General features: G+C 68.2%; 13 protein-coding genes. 8 read left to right on the forward strand and 5 right to left on the reverse strand.

All coding sequences use genetic code 11. The features are described from left to right. Positions 1 to 100 precede the first annotated feature (100 nt). The gene (locus tag ACFY3V_RS35500; protein ID WP_389779550.1) at positions 101 to 1138 is read left to right on the forward strand and encodes a hypothetical protein; all 1038 of its coding nucleotides are present in this window, start codon (positions 101 to 103) and stop codon (positions 1136 to 1138) included. 120 nt (positions 1139 to 1258) lie between these two features. Here the strand turns inward: ACFY3V_RS35500 and ACFY3V_RS35505 are convergent, their stop codons facing one another. After that, a complete protein-coding gene (locus ACFY3V_RS35505; protein ID WP_389779552.1) occupies positions 1259 to 1531 on the reverse strand; it encodes a hypothetical protein in 273 nt (90 codons plus the stop codon). A gap of 135 nt (positions 1532 to 1666) precedes the next feature. Here ACFY3V_RS35505 and ACFY3V_RS35510 point away from each other — a divergent pair, with 135 nt between their 5' ends. Together ACFY3V_RS35510 and ACFY3V_RS35515 are read left to right on the forward strand one after the other, a co-directional pair. Then, entirely contained in the window at positions 1667 to 4525 is a 2859-nt protein-coding gene (locus ACFY3V_RS35510; RefSeq protein WP_362902869.1) for a carbohydrate-binding protein, read from the forward strand. A 60-nt stretch (positions 4526 to 4585) separates the two neighbouring features. Then, positions 4586 to 5749, forward strand: a complete 1164-nt coding sequence (locus ACFY3V_RS35515; RefSeq protein ID WP_389779555.1) for a ThuA domain-containing protein — start codon at positions 4586 to 4588, stop codon at positions 5747 to 5749. Positions 5750 to 5771: 22 nt separating this feature from the next. Here ACFY3V_RS35515 and ACFY3V_RS35520 read toward each other — a convergent pair whose 3' ends face one another. Continuing rightward, on the reverse strand, positions 5772 to 5963 hold the full coding sequence (locus ACFY3V_RS35520) for a hypothetical protein (RefSeq protein WP_389779557.1): 192 nt from the start codon (positions 5961 to 5963) through the stop codon (positions 5772 to 5774). A 42-nt stretch (positions 5964 to 6005) separates the two neighbouring features. Next, positions 6006 to 7046 carry a trypsin-like serine peptidase gene (locus tag ACFY3V_RS35525; protein ID WP_389779559.1) on the reverse strand — a complete coding sequence of 347 codons (1041 nt, stop codon included), beginning with the start codon at positions 7044 to 7046 and terminating at the stop codon, positions 6006 to 6008. A gap of 449 nt (positions 7047 to 7495) precedes the next feature. Here ACFY3V_RS35525 and metH point away from each other — a divergent pair, with 449 nt between their 5' ends. Next, a complete protein-coding gene (gene metH / locus ACFY3V_RS35530; protein ID WP_389779561.1) occupies positions 7496 to 11200 on the forward strand; it encodes a methionine synthase in 3705 nt (1234 codons plus the stop codon). Positions 11201 to 11615: 415 nt separating this feature from the next. On the opposite strand, the gene ACFY3V_RS35535 is transcribed toward metH, so the two are convergent. Beyond that, a complete protein-coding gene (locus ACFY3V_RS35535; RefSeq protein WP_389779563.1) occupies positions 11616 to 12023 on the reverse strand; it encodes an ATP-binding protein in 408 nt (135 codons plus the stop codon). After that, positions 12020 to 12298, reverse strand: a complete 279-nt coding sequence (locus ACFY3V_RS35540) for a hypothetical protein (protein ID WP_362902857.1) — start codon at positions 12296 to 12298, stop codon at positions 12020 to 12022. The genes ACFY3V_RS35535 and ACFY3V_RS35540 overlap by 4 nt, the downstream gene beginning before the upstream one ends. Positions 12299 to 12527: 229 nt before the next feature. Here ACFY3V_RS35540 and ACFY3V_RS35545 point away from each other — a divergent pair, with 229 nt between their 5' ends. The 4 genes from ACFY3V_RS35545 (at position 12528) to ACFY3V_RS35560 (ending at position 15016) form a co-directional block, all read left to right on the forward strand. Further along, the gene (locus tag ACFY3V_RS35545; RefSeq protein ID WP_362902855.1) at positions 12528 to 13385 is read left to right on the forward strand and encodes a helix-turn-helix transcriptional regulator; all 858 of its coding nucleotides are present in this window, start codon (positions 12528 to 12530) and stop codon (positions 13383 to 13385) included. A 17-nt stretch (positions 13386 to 13402) separates the two neighbouring features. Then, a complete protein-coding gene (locus ACFY3V_RS35550; RefSeq protein ID WP_362902853.1) occupies positions 13403 to 13621 on the forward strand; it encodes a DUF397 domain-containing protein in 219 nt (72 codons plus the stop codon). 305 nt (positions 13622 to 13926) lie between these two features. Beyond that, positions 13927 to 14580: a DUF433 domain-containing protein gene (locus tag ACFY3V_RS35555; RefSeq protein ID WP_389779566.1), complete on the forward strand. Its 654-nt coding sequence runs from the start codon at positions 13927 to 13929 to the stop codon at positions 14578 to 14580. Continuing rightward, complete coding sequence (locus ACFY3V_RS35560; RefSeq protein WP_389779568.1) at positions 14561 to 15016, forward strand: hypothetical protein; 456 nt, start codon at positions 14561 to 14563, stop codon at positions 15014 to 15016. The genes ACFY3V_RS35555 and ACFY3V_RS35560 overlap by 20 nt, the downstream gene beginning before the upstream one ends. The last annotated feature ends 147 nt before the right edge of the window (positions 15017 to 15163 follow it).

Genomic DNA, 15163 nt, shown 5'->3' on the forward strand with positions numbered 1-15163 from the left:
CCAGCCTCCGCGCCCCGTACGGCCTCCAGGGTCCCGGGCGCCCGTAGGGCCGCCCTCTCCTCCTGAGCCGCCGGAGTGGCCGGAGTGGGAAGAGGCGACGGTGCCGCGCGGGCCCGCGCGGCACCGCAAGGACGAGTGGGACGGGGAGAGCGGTGGCCTCGCCCCCCGTTCACCGGTCCGCGACTCCCGGACATACCTCGACAGCAGGCCGTTCTCCATGCCCCCGCCTCCCAGCCCGTGGCGGCGGCCGTGGTCGCGTCTGTCGCGCGACCAACTCCTGAGGCCCGCGCTGATCGCGGGATTCCTCGCCGCGGCGGGGGTCGGTGTCTGGTCGTCGGGATGGTCCCCGTGGGACGGCGTTCCCACCGCGGGCACGTCGCCCGCGTCTTCCGGGGAGGGCGTTCTCCGGGGGCACGACATGGTGATCACCGCCTCGCGAGCCCCCGGGGTGGACGCGAAGGTCCCGCCGGGGACGGGGAGGGCTCCCGAAGGCGGAAAGGAAGCGGACGCGAAGGCCCGCAAAGGAAGGGCTCACGGGGGAGGGAAGGGATCGGGCCATGAGGGGGGCGGTAGGGCCGGCGGGGACGGGAAGGTCCCGGGCCGTGCCCCGGCGGGGACGCTTCCGGCGGAACGCGCCCTCTCCTCTGACAGAGACATCGAAAACGAGTGGATCGAGCGGGTGGAGCGGGCAGGAGCCGCCAAGAAGCCGGCCGAGCGGCACGCACGGCACCGCGAGGGCGATTCCGCGCGGGCCGCCGCCGGGGCGGAGACGGGGCGGGCGAAAGAAGGCGCGCGGCAGGAGAGCGGGCGCGGGGCCGCGTCGAAGGCCGGTGCGGGACGGGGGAACGCGAGCGGCGGGCGAGGGGACGGAAGCGCCGGGCGCCGAGCGAGGGACGCCGGTGGGACGGCGGGACGGTCGCGCTCCGAGGCGCGGGAGGACGGGGCGCAGCCCCGGGCGGGCCGGACGGGGGCACCGGCCACCGGGTCGCCGCCACCCTCGGCCTCCAGGAGCAGGCCGTCGTCCGGGGGCGGCATCAGCGCCGGCTACGCCTGCCGTCATCTGTCCTCCACGGACTGGCGCCACGCCTACTGCGTACAGGTATGGAACGACTACAGAAACAGAAACGGCCTGCGTTGACCCGCTTTCCGTGGGTGACTTCGGTTGACGCGGAGTGATGATTAACCGCCGGGCCGGGTCGGACAAGAACGCTGACCCGCGACGATGCGGCACGCGAGGAAAACGGGCACGAATATGTTTTCACCCTGAGCACCGGGTGATCGTCACATCGGCTCGCATCCCCGATCTCATCGAAGGATCCGCCGCATAGAAGGGGGGAGGTTCGGGCGTTTCCGCGTTGGTGTGCCTGACCTGGGAAGCCTTGACAGGGGGTTTACAGGCAATTTCCGGCGTGTTAAAAATCTGTAACTCGTGCAGCGGGTCGCGAAAAACCAGATTGTTGGTTGTCGCGGCATCGCTGGTTTTCACGGTTCCGTTCTCGGAGACGGCACCCTCCGAGAACGCGCGCACCACCGCACGAACCCGGTATCACCGCACCACCGCACGAACCCTGGTATCACCGGCAGCGCATGACAACGCCGCCGGCGGCATAAGCGCGGCGGCGCGCGCCTTGCCTGACTGTCCCCCCAAGTCAGGAAAGGACCCTCCATGTCCCCACGCCCTCGGCCGTGGGCCAGGCTGCTGACCGCAGTCCTGCTCATCACCACCGGCGTCGCGGCCACCGGATCGACGGCCCAGGCGGTCACCGGATCGGCCACCGGCGCGGCGGCCCGCGCGATGATCGACATCCCGGCCTCCGACTATCAGCAGGTCGCCCTGGCCAGGGGCTCCGGCTCGCTGGGCGAGGCGATGTCGCTGACGGTGCTGCCCGACAGGTCGGTCCTGCACACGGCGCGTGACGGCACGATCCGCCGTACGACCGCGGCCGGGAGCACCGCGACGGCCGGCAAGCTCAACGTCTACACGCACGACGAGGAGGGGCTGCAGGGCATCGCGGCCGACCCCGCCTTCGCCACCAACCGCTACGTGTACGTGTACTACTCGCCCAGGCTGAGCACCCCGAGCGGTGACGCGCCCACCACCGGCAGCGCGGCGACCTTCGACCAGTGGAAGGGGCACCTGAATCTCTCCAGGTTCACCCTCAAAACCGACAACACCCTGGACATGGCGAGCGAGAAGGTCGTCCTGCAGGTGGCGAACGACCGTGGCCAGTGCTGCCACGTGGGCGGTGACATCGACTTCGACGCGGCGGGCAACCTGTACCTGACCACGGGCGACGACACCAACCCGTTCGAGTCGAACTCCTACGCCCCCATCGACGAGCGCACCGACCGCAACCCGCAGTTCGACGCCCAACGCTCCTCGGCCAACACCAACGACCTGCGCGGCAAGGTGCTCCGCATCAAGCCGCAGGCCGACGGGACCTACACCATCCCCAGCGGAAACCTGTTCCCTCCGGGCACGGCCAAGACCCGTCCCGAGATCTACGCGATGGGCCTGCGCAACCCGTTCCGCATGTCGGTCGACAAGGCCACCGGCATCGTCTACCTGGGCGACTACGGGCCGGACGCCGGCAGCAGCAACTCCAGCCGCGGCCCGTCCGGCCAGGTGGAGTTCAACCGCATCACCGCCCCGGGCAACTACGGCTGGCCGTACTGCACCGGCACCAACACCACCGCCGAGACCTACAACGAGTACACCTTCCCGTCCGGCCCCTCCCAGGCGAAGTACAACTGCACCGGAGGCCCGACGAACAACTCGTTCCGCAACACCGGTCTGACCACCCTGCCCGCGGCCAAGCCCAGCTGGATCCGTTACGGCGGCGACGCCGGATCGCCGCCGGAGTTCGGCAGCGGCTCCGAGTCGCCGATGGGCGGCCCGGTCTACCGCTACGACGCGAACCTGAACTCAAGCGTCAAGTTCCCCCAGACGCTCAACGGACGGTTCTTCGCCGGTGAGTACGGCCGCCGCTGGATCAAGGCGATCGAGGTCACCTCCTCGGGGGCGCCCGGCGAGATCTCCGCCTTCCCGTGGACCGGCACCCAGGTCATGGACATGTCCTTCGGCCCCGACGGCGCCCTGTACGTGCTCGACTACGGCACCGGCTCGGGCAACCAGGCCCTCTACCGCATCGAGTACATCGGGGGCGGCAACCGCAACCCGATCGCGAGGGCCGCCGCGAACAAGACCTCCGGGGCCGCGCCGCTCGCCGTCACCTTCTCCTCGGCCGGCAGCTCCGACCCCGAGGGCGGCGCGCTCACCTACTCCTGGAACTTCGGCAACGGGGCCACCTCCACCGCGGCCAACCCCACCTACACCTACACGACCAACGGCACCTACACCGCCACACTGACCGTGCGGGACCCCGGCGGGCTGACCGGCACCGCCAACGTCACCATCACGGTCGGCAACACCGCGCCCACGGTGAACTTCGCCCAGCCCGTCAACGGGCAGCTGTTCTCCTTCGGTGACACGGTGCCCTTCCAGGTCAACGTGAGCGACCCCGAGGACGGGACCATCGACTGCAGCAAGGTCACGGTCACCTACCTGCTCGGCCACGACAGCCACGCGCACCAGATCACCAGCAGGACCGGCTGCTCGGGAAGCGTCGCGGTCCCCACCGACGGTGAGCACGACAGCGCCGCGAACATCTACGGCGTCTTCGTCGCCAGCTACACCGACAAGGCCGGCCTGACCACTGAGAGCACGCGCACCCTGCAGCCTCGCCACCGTCAGGCCGAGCACTTCGGCGCCCAGTCCGGCGTCCAGCTCGCCGACCACGCCACGGCCGAGGGCGGCAAGACCGCGGGGTTCATCGACAACGGCGACTGGATCTCCTTCACGCCGTACGCGCTCGGCAACGCGACCTCCATCACCGCCCGCGTCTCCTCCGGCGGTGCCGGCGGAACGCTCGAGGTGAGGGCGGGATCGGCCACCGGCACGCTCCTGGGCACGGTCACCGTGCCGGTCACCGGCGGCTGGGACACCTTCAGGGACGTCTCGGCCAACCTGAGCAACGTTCCCTCGGGCACCACCACGCTGTTCCTCGTCTTCAAGGGCGCGACGGGCCAGGGCAACCTCTTCGACCTGGACGCCTTCACCCTGAACACCGGTAGCAGCGGTACCAGCACCACGGTGGAGGGGGAGGCCTACACCTCCAGCTCCGGTGTGCAGTCGGTCGCCCACGCCGGAGCCAGTGGCGGAAACACGATGGGCCACATCGAAAACGGCGACTGGGCCGGCTACAGCACGCTGAGCGCGTCCGGGGCGAAGACCTTCACCGCGCGCATCTCCTCGGCGGGTTCTGGCGGCACCATCCAGATCCGCGCCGGTTCGCAGACCGGGACGATCCTCGGCTCGGTGGCGGTACCGGTCACCGGCGGCTGGGAGACCTACCAGAACGTCACCACCACCCTCACCGGGACGGGCTCAGGGGCGATCTTCCTCACCTTCACCGGTGGCTCCGGCTCACTGTTCGACGTCGACACCATCACGATCACCAAGTGACGGATCCCCGGCGCGGCACTTCGCCGCGCCGGGGATTCTCACGTACCCGAAAGGACAGCGATGCGTAGTCTCATCGCACGCGGGCTCGCGGTAGCCGCGGCGGCCCTCACGGCGGCAGCGACCGTGCTCGTCCCCGGCGCGGCCCAGGCCGCCGCCCCGTTCGACGTGCTGGTCTTCTCCAAGACGGCCGGATTCCGGCACGACTCCATCCCGACCGGCATCCAGACCATCAGGGATCTGGGTACGGCTAACGGCTTCACCGTCACCGCGACCGAGGACGCGGGAGCCTTCACCACGGCCAACCTGGCCACGTACGAGGCCGTGATCTTCCTCAGCACCACCGGTGACGTCCTCAACAACACCCAGCAGAGCGCGTTCGAGAGCTACATCAACGGCGGCGGCGGCTACCTCGGCATCCACGCGGCGGCCGACACCGAGTACGGCTGGGCCTACTACGGCCAGCTGGTGGGCGCCTGGTTCAGCAGCCACCCCGCGATCCAGCAGGCCACCGTGAGGACCGAGGACAACACGCACCCGGCCACCTCCCACCTCGGCGCCACCTGGAGCCGCAGCGACGAGTGGTACAACTACGGCACCAACCCCCGTTCCAACGTGCGCGTCCTGCAGAACCTCGACGAGGGCAGCTACAGCGGCGGCAGCATGAGCGGCGACCACCCCATCACCTGGTGCCGCACGCAGGGTTCGGGTCGCTCGTTCTACACAGGCCTGGGGCACACCATCCAGTCCTACGCGGAATCGGCCTTCCGCAGCCTGCTGCTCGGCGGCATCAGGTACGTGGCCGGGCAGGTGACGGCCGACTGCAGCCCGAGGACCTCCGGCACCAGCATCACGGTCGAGGGGGAGTCCTACACCTCCAACTTCGGTGTGCAGCCGGCGAACCACGGCACGGCGAGCGGCGGCAGGACGGTGGGCTACATCGAAAACGGTGACTGGGTCGGATACTCGTCGGTCAACGTCTCCGGGGCGAAGACCTTCAGCGCCCGCGTCTCCTCGGCCGGTGCCGGTGGCACCATCCGGGTGCGCGCGGGCTCGCAGACCGGGACGGTGCTCGGCACGGTGACCGTGCCGAACACCGGCAGCTGGGACACCTTCAGGACCGTCTCCACCACCCTCACCGCGACGGGTTCGGGGCCGCTGTTCCTCACCTTCAGCGGCGGCTCAGGCTCGCTGTTCGACGTCGACACCATCACGATCACCAAGTAGTGCCCGGCGGTCGGCGGGTGCCTCACACGACCGTGATCGGCTTGATCAGCTGCTCGCGGAAGTGGTCGCACCCGTCGGCCACGCCCGGCGGGACGTCGGGGCCGCGCTCCTCGCGGCACGCCGTCTCCGGCACCTCCCGCCCCGCGGGAGTGATCCCGCCGAGCGCCACGTGACCGGCCGCCGCCGACCGTCGCGCCCCGCCGGAGCATGACACCGCGCCCGCCCTCGCGGGCGGACGCGGCGGGCACGGGGCCGTCTAGATGACGACGACGCCGGTCCAGAAGGCTTCGGCCTTCCGATAGACCTGGCACAACTCGGTGTCGAAGTACGGCGAGACGCCGGTGTCGTACCGGTTGTCGCCGTCGGTGTCGGAAACACTGATCGTGACGCCGTTGAGGTAGCCGGTACGGCTGTCGTCCGTGTAGCCGGTCAGCCACGAGGAACCGAGAGAACCCTCACCGGTGAACTGGGAGTCCACGCCGACGGGCCGGTCCATGGGGAGACCGGTGACGTTCATCGTGAGCGTCGGCCCGGTCGAGCGTTCGAGTGTCTCGCCCGTGTGGGGCCGGTCGCCGTCGGGGTGGGGGCCGGCGGGGTATCCGAAGACGTCGGCCGCGGGCGCGAGCGGCTGGTTGAACAGGATTCCCTGGGCGCCGACGTTGTCGGCCAGCGACCCGACATTGGTCAGCACGTCCGGGGAAGGAGAGGCAACACCGCGGTACACGTTGACGAAGGCGAGGTCGCGGTCGTAGTCTCGGACGTCGTCGAAGTCCTGGTGAACGAAGCCAACCTTCCCGACGTACAGCCCGAACGGGGCGGTGCCCTCGGAGTAGGCCGGGACGAAGACCCAGTTGGCGAGCGTACCGGCCGGGGCCTCGGTGTCCAGCAGGCAGTGACCCGCCGTCGCGACGGCGTTCCGATACCTTGTGTGCACGACCGTGCCGGTGCACCAGTGCGGCTGGAGGTCGCTCCCGACGAAGAACACCTTGCCCGAGGTGGTGGGCATTCCCCCTTCCGGCGAGGCCGGTCCCTCCAGCGGCGGGATGGAGTACCGGGGGCCGTCCGGGACGATGTCCGTGCTCAGGCGTTCCCCGTCGGCCGCGGTCCGCACGGCGTACGGTGTGGCGTTCCTCAGGTTGGCGGCCCCGTCGGCGAACCAGAATCTCGCGACCTGCTGGGCCTCCGTCGTGGTGGGGGCCAGCCGGACCATCACCACGCTCGCGGCCTGTGCCGGTGTGACGACGGTGGAACCCAGCACGCTCAGACCGACACCCAATGCGATCAGTGCACGTCTCAAGCTTGATCTCCGATCCAGTCATGGGCGTCTTCGCGCCCTGTAGGTGTGGAGAACCGGCCGGTCGGCCCGGCCGGTGAACAGCAAGATCGTAACTTTGACCGTGACCTGTTTCCAGAAGTTTTAGATCACATGTTCGATACAGGGGGGATGGTGGGTCGTCGTCGCACGGCTTCGGAAACTCCGACCACGGCCCCGGCGCGCCGACCGGGATCAGCGTGTGGCTGAGCGCGGCCGAGGACACCCCCTGACGGCCGTCCTCGCTCGCTCGGGGCGTTTCATGAGGGTATGTGGGCAGGGTCTTTTCAAATAGTGGACTGTTGTTTGGCGTCTCGTCTCAACCCTCGGTACCCTTGATCTCAAGGTCGAGAGGCGCTGCAACGGGCTCGGGTCCGCCACGCTCGGCCCTGATCTTCCGGTAAGGGCGCCTCCCAGAACAGGGAGGTGGACCGATGAACGGATCCTTGAAGCACGTCGGCGAGCACGAGGGTGACTCCGCCTCGCACACATCCGGTGACGGCGCGCGTTCCGCGGACGGCACCCAGGGAGCCGAGGCCCGCGCGCGGGCACTGCGCGAGCTTCTCGGGCAAAGAATCCTGGTGCTCGACGGAGCCTGGGGCACGATGCTGCAGGGGGCCTCGCTCACCCCGGCCGACTACCGCGACGATCGCTTACTCGACCATCCGCGCGACGTGACCGGCGACCCGGACCTGCTGAACCTGACGCGCCCCGACGTCATCCTGGACATTCACCGCCAGTACCTCGCGGCCGGCGCGGACATCACCACCACCAACACCTTCACCGCCACCAGCATCGGCCAGGCCGACTACGGGCTGGAGTCGCTGGTGCGGGAGATGAACCTGCGCGGCGCCCAGCTGGCCCGCCAGGCCGCCGACGAGGCGGGCGGACGCTTCGTGGCCGGTTCGATCGGCCCGCTGAACGTCACGCTGTCGCTCTCCCCGCGCGTCGAGGACCCCGCCTACCGAGCGGTCTCGTTCGACGATGTCCGCGCCGCCTACGCCGAGCAGATCAGCGCGCTCGCCGAGGGCGGGGTCGACCTGCTCCTGATCGAGACGATCTTCGACACGCTCAACGTGAAGGCCGCGATCACCGCCGCGCGCGAGGTCGCCCCGCACCTGCCGCTGTGGATCTCGGTGACGATCGTCGATCTGAGCGGGCGCACGCTGTCGGGACAGACCGTCGAGGCGTTCTGGAGTTCGATCCGGCACGCCGAACCGCTCCTGGTCGGCGTGAACTGCTCGCTGGGCGCCGAGGAGATGCGCCCGCACGTCGCCGAGCTCGCGCGCCTCGCCGACACCTACGTCGCCTGCCACCCCAACGCGGGCCTGCCCAACGCGTTCGGCGGCTACGACCAGACCCCGGACGAGACCGCGGCGCTGCTCGACGAGTTCGCCAGGGCGGGAATGGTCAACGTCGTCGGCGGCTGCTGCGGGACCTCGCCCGCGCACATCGCGAAGATCGCGTCCGCCGTGTCCGGCCTGCCGCCCCGCCAGGTGGCCGAACCCGCGGCCCGCACCCGCTTCAGCGGCCTGGAGCCCTTCGAGATCGGCCCGGACACCGGGTTCGTCATGATCGGCGAGCGCACCAACGTCACCGGCTCGGCGCGCTTCCGGCGCCTCATCGAGGCCGACGACCACCAGGGCGCCGTCGACGTCGCGCTGGAACAGGTACGCGGCGGCGCCAACCTGCTCGACGTCAACATGGACGCCGACCTGCTCGACAGCGAGCAGGCGATGACCACCTTCCTGAACCTGATCGCGACCGAGCCCGAGGTCGCCCGCATCCCGGTCATGATCGACAGCTCGCGGTGGAGCGTGCTGGAGGCCGGTCTCAAGTGCGTGCAGGGCAAGGGCGTCGTCAACTCGATCAGCCTGAAGGAGGGCGAGGAGGCGTTCCTGCAGCAGGCGCGGATCATCCGCGACTACGGCGCCGGTGTGGTGGTCATGGCCTTCGACGAGCAGGGACAGGCCGACACCGTCGAGCGCAAGGTGTCGATCTGCGCCCGCGCCTACGACCTGCTGACGAGTGAGGCCGGGTTCGCCGCCGAGGACATCGTGTTCGACCCCAACGTGCTCGCCGTCGCCACCGGCATCAGTGAGCACAACGGGTACGCCAAGGCGTTCATCGAGGCCCTGCCGCTGATCAAGGAGCGCTGCCCCGGAGCGCTGACCAGCGGCGGCATCTCCAACCTCTCGTTCTCCTTCCGAGGCAACGACATCGTGCGCGAGGCGATGCACTCGGCGTTCCTGCTGCACGCGGTGCGCGCCGGCCTCGACATGGGCATCGTGAACGCCGGGCAGCTCGCGGTCTACCAGGACATCCCCGCCGACCTGCTCGAACTCGTCGAAGACGTGATCTTCGACCGGCGTGAGGACGCCACCGACCGGCTCGTCGCCTTCGCCGACACGGTGAGCGGGTCCGGCACCCGCCGCGTCGTGGACCTCGCCTGGCGCGAGGCCCCGGTGGAAGAACGCCTGTCGTACGCCCTCGTGCACGGCATCGTCGACTTCATCGAGGCCGACACCGAGGAGGCCAGGCAGCAGCGGGCACGCCCCCTGGAGGTGATCGAGGGGCCGCTCATGGACGGAATGAAGATCGTGGGCGACCTGTTCGGGTCGGGCAAGATGTTCCTGCCGCAGGTGGTCAAGAGCGCGCGGGTGATGAAGCGCTCGGTCGCCTACCTCGAACCCTTCATGGAGGCGGAGAAGGAGCAGGCGCGGCTGGAAGGGCGCCTCGACACCAGCCGCGGCCAGGGGAAGGTGGTGCTCGCCACCGTCAAGGGCGACGTCCACGACATCGGCAAGAACATCGTCGGCGTCGTGCTCGGCTGCAACAACTACGAGGTCGTCGACCTCGGGGTGATGGTCCCCGCCTCGGTCATCCTGGACACCGCCGTCGCCGAGGGAGCCGACGTCGTCGGGCTCTCCGGCCTCATCACCCCGTCGCTGGACGAGATGGTCACCGTCGCCGAGGAGATGCGCCGCCGAGGGCTGAAGCTGCCCCTGCTGGTCGGCGGCGCCACGACCTCACGTCAGCACACCGCGGTCCGCATCGCTCCCGCCTACGACAACCCCACGGTCCACGTGCTCGACGCCTCCCGCGTCGTCGGCGTCGTCTCCGACCTGCTGGACGCCGACCGCGCCGAGGCACTGGACGCGAGCAACCGCGCCGACCAGGAACGCCTGCGCGAGCAGTACGCGAACAAGCAGCGCACCCCGCTGCTGAGCGTCGAGCGGGCCCGCGCCAACCCCGAGAAGGTCTCCTTCGAGGACCTGCCCGTCCCCGACTTCACCGGCATCCGCGTCGTGGAGCCGGACCTGGCCGTGCTGCGGGAGATGATCGACTGGCAGTTCCTCTTCCTCGCCTGGGAGCTGAAGGGCAAGTATCCGGCGATCCTCGACCAGCCGGTGGCCCGCGAGCTCTTCGACGACGCCAACACCATGCTCGACCAGATCATCGCCGAGGGGAGCTTCCAGGCCAAGGGTGCCTACGGCTACTGGCCCGCCCACTCCGAGGGCGACGACATCGTGCTCGAACACGGCCTTCGCCTGCCGATGCTGCGCCAGCAGACGGCCAAGCCCGAAGGCCGGCCCAACCGGTGCCTGGCCGACTACATCGCCCCGGCCGGAGACCACCTCGGCGGGTTCGCCGTGGCGATTCACGGCGCCGAGGAGCTCGCGGCCCGCTACGAGGCCCAGAACGACGACTACCGATCGATCATGGTGAAGGCCCTCGCCGACCGCCTCGCCGAGGCGTTCGCCGAGCACATCCACCTGCAGGCACGGCGTGGCTGGTTCGAGCCGGACGCCGACCCCCTCATCGAGGACCTGCACGCCGAACGCTTCCGCGGCATCCGCCCCGCGCTCGGCTACCCCGCGAGCCCGGACCACAGCGAGAAGCGGGAGCTGTTCGACCTGCTGGACGCCGACCGCCTCGGCATGGGCCTGACCGAGTCCTTCGCGATGACCCCGGCCGCGAGCGTGAGTGGGTTGATCTTCGCCCACGAGTCGTCGCGGTACTTCACCGTGGGGCGGCTTGGCAAGGATCAGGTCGAGGACTACGCCGTGCGGCGTGGCCTGGAGCTCGCGGAGGTCGAGCGCTGGCTGCGGCCCAACCTCGCCTACGACCCGGAGTGATCTGATCCTGTTGGCCGGTGCCGTAGGTCGTTGACGGCCCCGGCCGACGGGATTCACCTCTGAAGCCACCGCGTAAGCCATGACGTCCTGCCCTGCTAGACGTGCCATGAAGGCTTCCAAGGGCTGATCTCATAACCAACGGATTGGCCCGGCGCCTCCACCTGAGTAGAGGGATGCTCACCGGGACGGTTCCTGGTTGGAGCGGAATCCAGTGCGCGGACAACGGACTTCGGTGGGGATCAAGGCGCCCCGGCGACTGCTGAAGCACGTGGGTATCGGGCGAGGGGAGGGGATTTCTGGGTGGCCTTCCAGGTGTCTCGCTCGCCGTCGAGAGCGTCTGGGGCGTCGTGGTCATCTGCCTTCCTGGGTTGGAGTTGCGGCCACGATGAACCGAAAGACCTGACCTTCGCAGTGGTCAGGTCTCGGAGAGTTGGAACCAGACCACCCGGCCGGTCGGGGTCTCGTACCAGCCCCAGGAGGTGGACAGTTCCTGGACCAGCCAGAGGCCGCGTCCGCCGCCGTTGTCGGGGGCGACGTCCAGGCAGATTCGGGGCGTCTGTCCTGTTGATCCGGCGTCGATGACGTCGATGTGGAGCGTTCCATCGTGGTTGGCGACGGCGACGGAAACCCGGCCGTCGGGGTGGCGGCCGGAGTCGGAATGGCGTACCGCGTTGGTGAAGAGTTCGCTGACCAGCAGCAGTGCGTCGTCGGTCTGCTTGTGGCAGATGCGGTCCAGCAGGTCACGGACGTAGCGGCGGGCCAGTGGGACGGACTCCACCTCGGCCGGGAGGTCGGCCCGGCCCAGCGGCTCCGGCGCCTTCATCGCGCAACCTCCAAGAGCCGCTCCGCCGCCATCCGCATCCTGCTCCGGCCCTGCCGGTCGTGGTCCGTCCGGGTGGAAGTTCGATCCCAGGTGAACACCGAGGTGCGGCCCCGCTGCGCGGTGACGACCCTCGACCGCCCTGGCGACATGAAGATCTCCACACTCGGCCGACGGCCGGGCGAGAGCCGGACCACGGAGTCGAACCCGAGATCGTTCAACTCCCAGGCCAACTCCAGCAACTCACCACCCCACCCTTGAAGATCACGAATCTTCATCTTCCTGTCATCCCTCCGTCGGTCCTGAAGCTGCTCGGCGTTGGACGTGATGGGCCTGCGGCTTACGCGGAACGGGCTACAAAGCCTGCGACTGCGACGTACCATCACTCTCGGTGAGCGAGCACGTGCTAAATCTGCACCTGCAAATCTGAACCTGCAAGCACTTTCGCACAACCAGTTAAATATTCATTACGATGTGTGATCGCACAGGTGTCTTGGAGGGAGACCCATGGCCAGCTTCTCGCCGACCGTCCGCCATCGACGACTGCTGCAGGAGTTGCGACAACTCCGCACCGCGGTCGGCCTCAAGCAGGAGGAAGTGGCTGATCATCTGAACTGGTCGACATCGAGGATGACCAAAGTGGAAGGCGGGACGCTGCGGATCTCCGTCAACGACGTCCGGGCCATGTTGCAGCTCTACGGACTCCGTGAGGGCGCCGAGTACGACGCGCTCGTCCAGCTGGCGAAACAGGCGAAGGAGCGAGGGTGGTGGCATGCCTACAGCGATGTGATCCCGCAGTGGTTCCAGGTCTACGTAGGGCTGGAAGCGGAGGCGTCGTCACTTCGTAACTACGAACCCGAACTCGTTCACGGGCTCCTCCAGACCGAAGATTACGCTCGCGCGATCTACCGGGCGGCACGGGTGACCGACGCACCCGACGAGATAGAGCGGCACGTCAGCCTGCGCATGGCCCGACAGGACGTCATCACCCGATCCGAGCAGCCCATGAACTTCTGGGCGATCGTGAACGAGGCCGCTCTGCGTCGCCGCGTCGGTGGTGCCCGTGTCATGAAAGAGCAGCTCCAGCACCTCGCGGACATTTCGGCTCAGCCGAATGTGACCGTCCAGGTCTTGCCCTACGTCATCGGCGCTCATGCGGCGATGCTCGGATCGTTCGCCATCCTGTCCTTCTCCGAGGGGCCGAGTGAAGTCACCTACCTGGAGTACATAACCGGCAGTCTCTATCTGGAGAAGACCGAAGAGATTCAGGCATATACCCTGGCATATGACCACCTGCGTGCTTCAGCTCTCGATCCTCGGGATTCAATCGATATGATCGCGAAGCTCGCAAAAGAAGATCTATAAGCACTGAAAGGGGCAAAGTGTCCCACGAAGAAATAGCTCGGGCGGTCTGGCGAAAGAGCAGCCTTAGTGGTGGAAACGGCGGTAGTTGCGTCGAAGTGGCCTCTTTGGGCGGAGGACGTGTAGGTGTTCGTGACAGCAAGGACCGGAGCGGGCCGGCGCTGATTTTCGCCTCCACTGAGTGGCGAACCTTCATCAGCGGCATCAAGGACGGCTCCCTTGCGGATCCGGCCGCTTGACGGTCTATCCGAGGCATCGGCCACGGTCGCGGCTTGGACTGTCGAAGTGCTGTCTGTCGGCCGCACCACTGTGAAGAGTGCCGTTCCTGAGAGGGAGCGGCAACATGCCTGTGGCAGGCTTCGGGGCGTGCGTTATCGACCGACAGGCTCGGGTGAGCGTCGGTGTCCTCAGGATGACATCCGTGCTCCGCTGGAAGTTTCTGAAACGGCGGAGGCGAAGCAGCATAGTGCCTGACCTGCCAGGCGAGATTTGCGATGATGTCTCGGGCAGGGCTCGGATCACGGAGTGGGGGAGGGGTGAGGTGATGGCATTTGACCCGAAGCTGGCGGCGGCGCTGTCGGGGGCCACGCTCCGTCAGCTCGCCCACTGGCGCAAGGCCGGCGTCAACCGTGGCGCGGTGCTGATCCCGGAGATTTCCAGCACCCGGCCCGTTCTCTATTCCTTCCGCGATGTGGTGGCGTTACGGACCTGCGTCAAGCTGCGCAATGACGCCTCGCTGCAAAAGATCAGGCGGGCGCTCGACACCCTCCGCGGCGACTTGCAGGAGCACGATCACCTTTCGTCATACACGCTGGTCACCGACGGCAGCAGTATCTACCTGGCCGAGCCTGACCAGGCGGTCGACCTGGTACGGAAGAAGGCCAACGTGGTCATCCACGAGATGGTCGACGTCCTGCAGCCGTTCTACCGCGACGGCAGGCACATCCCGCCACTGCTGCGGCCCCGCGCGCATGTGACGGTGAATCCCGCGGTTCGCGGCGGGGTGCCGGTGATCGAGGGCACTCGCGTCCCCTATGACGAGGTCGCCGCTCTCCTTCGAGATGGGCTCCCTCCGGAGCGGATCTCCGAGTACTACCCGAGCGTCACCCCTACGGCGGCCCTGGACGCCGCCGACTTCGCCGACTACGTCAACAGCTACGATCCCCCCAAGGAACCACGTGAGGCTGCTGCTGGATGAGAACGTGTCCCGGCCGCTCCACCAGGCCATCAACGCCTTCGTTCTGGGGCATGAGATCGTCCATCTGCTGGATCTCGACCGCTGGTCCGGGACTCGGGACGAAAACCTCTACCCCCGAGCGGTGGCCGCGGGATTCCACGTCATCCTGACCAACGATGCCAGGCAGATGCAGCGCCCCCGGGAGGTCGAGGCGATCGCCGCCTCCGGGCTGCACCGGATTGAATACCCGCACAAGCATCCCGGCATGATCGGAATCGGCCTGGCGATCGCCACCGTCGCCGCCGGACTGCCCGCTGCCCTGAATCTCCTCACCGAGGCGGACGGGCAGCACTTGGTGACCTTACGCGGCATCGACCCGACCCCGACCAGTCGCCTGCGCGTCGTCGATCCCGCTGCCACTCCACCCAAGTATTGGCCGAAGCCGTCCCAGGAGTAACGCTTTGACCGAATGGACAGGTCTGAAGCGCTCCGGGACACACCAGAGCCTCCATCAGACCCAGTGAGACTAGAAGGGCAGGCGTTCCTGGTGGGGTCTGACTCAATCAAACCCTGGCCTCGACAGTGAGTGTCTTTGCTCCGATCT

Source organism: Streptosporangium sp. NPDC000095 (genome assembly GCF_042899335.1).
GTDB lineage: Bacteria > Actinomycetota > Actinomycetes > Streptosporangiales > Streptosporangiaceae > Streptosporangium.

Coding starts and splice junctions, on each gene's coding strand:
- ACFY3V_RS35510 (WP_362902869.1), top strand. CDS start 1,667: ATGTCCCCACGCCCTCGGCCGTGGGCCAGGCTGCTGACCGCAGTCCTG.
- ACFY3V_RS35515 (WP_389779555.1), top strand. CDS start 4,586: ATGCGTAGTCTCATCGCACGCGGGCTCGCGGTAGCCGCGGCGGCCCTC.
- metH (WP_389779561.1), top strand. CDS start 7,496: ATGAACGGATCCTTGAAGCACGTCGGCGAGCACGAGGGTGACTCCGCC.
- ACFY3V_RS35535 (WP_389779563.1), bottom strand. CDS start 12,023: ATGAAGGCGCCGGAGCCGCTGGGCCGGGCCGACCTCCCGGCCGAGGTG.
- ACFY3V_RS35540 (WP_362902857.1), bottom strand. CDS start 12,298: ATGAAGATTCGTGATCTTCAAGGGTGGGGTGGTGAGTTGCTGGAGTTG.
- ACFY3V_RS35545 (WP_362902855.1), top strand. CDS start 12,528: ATGGCCAGCTTCTCGCCGACCGTCCGCCATCGACGACTGCTGCAGGAG.
- ACFY3V_RS35555 (WP_389779566.1), top strand. CDS start 13,927: ATGGCATTTGACCCGAAGCTGGCGGCGGCGCTGTCGGGGGCCACGCTC.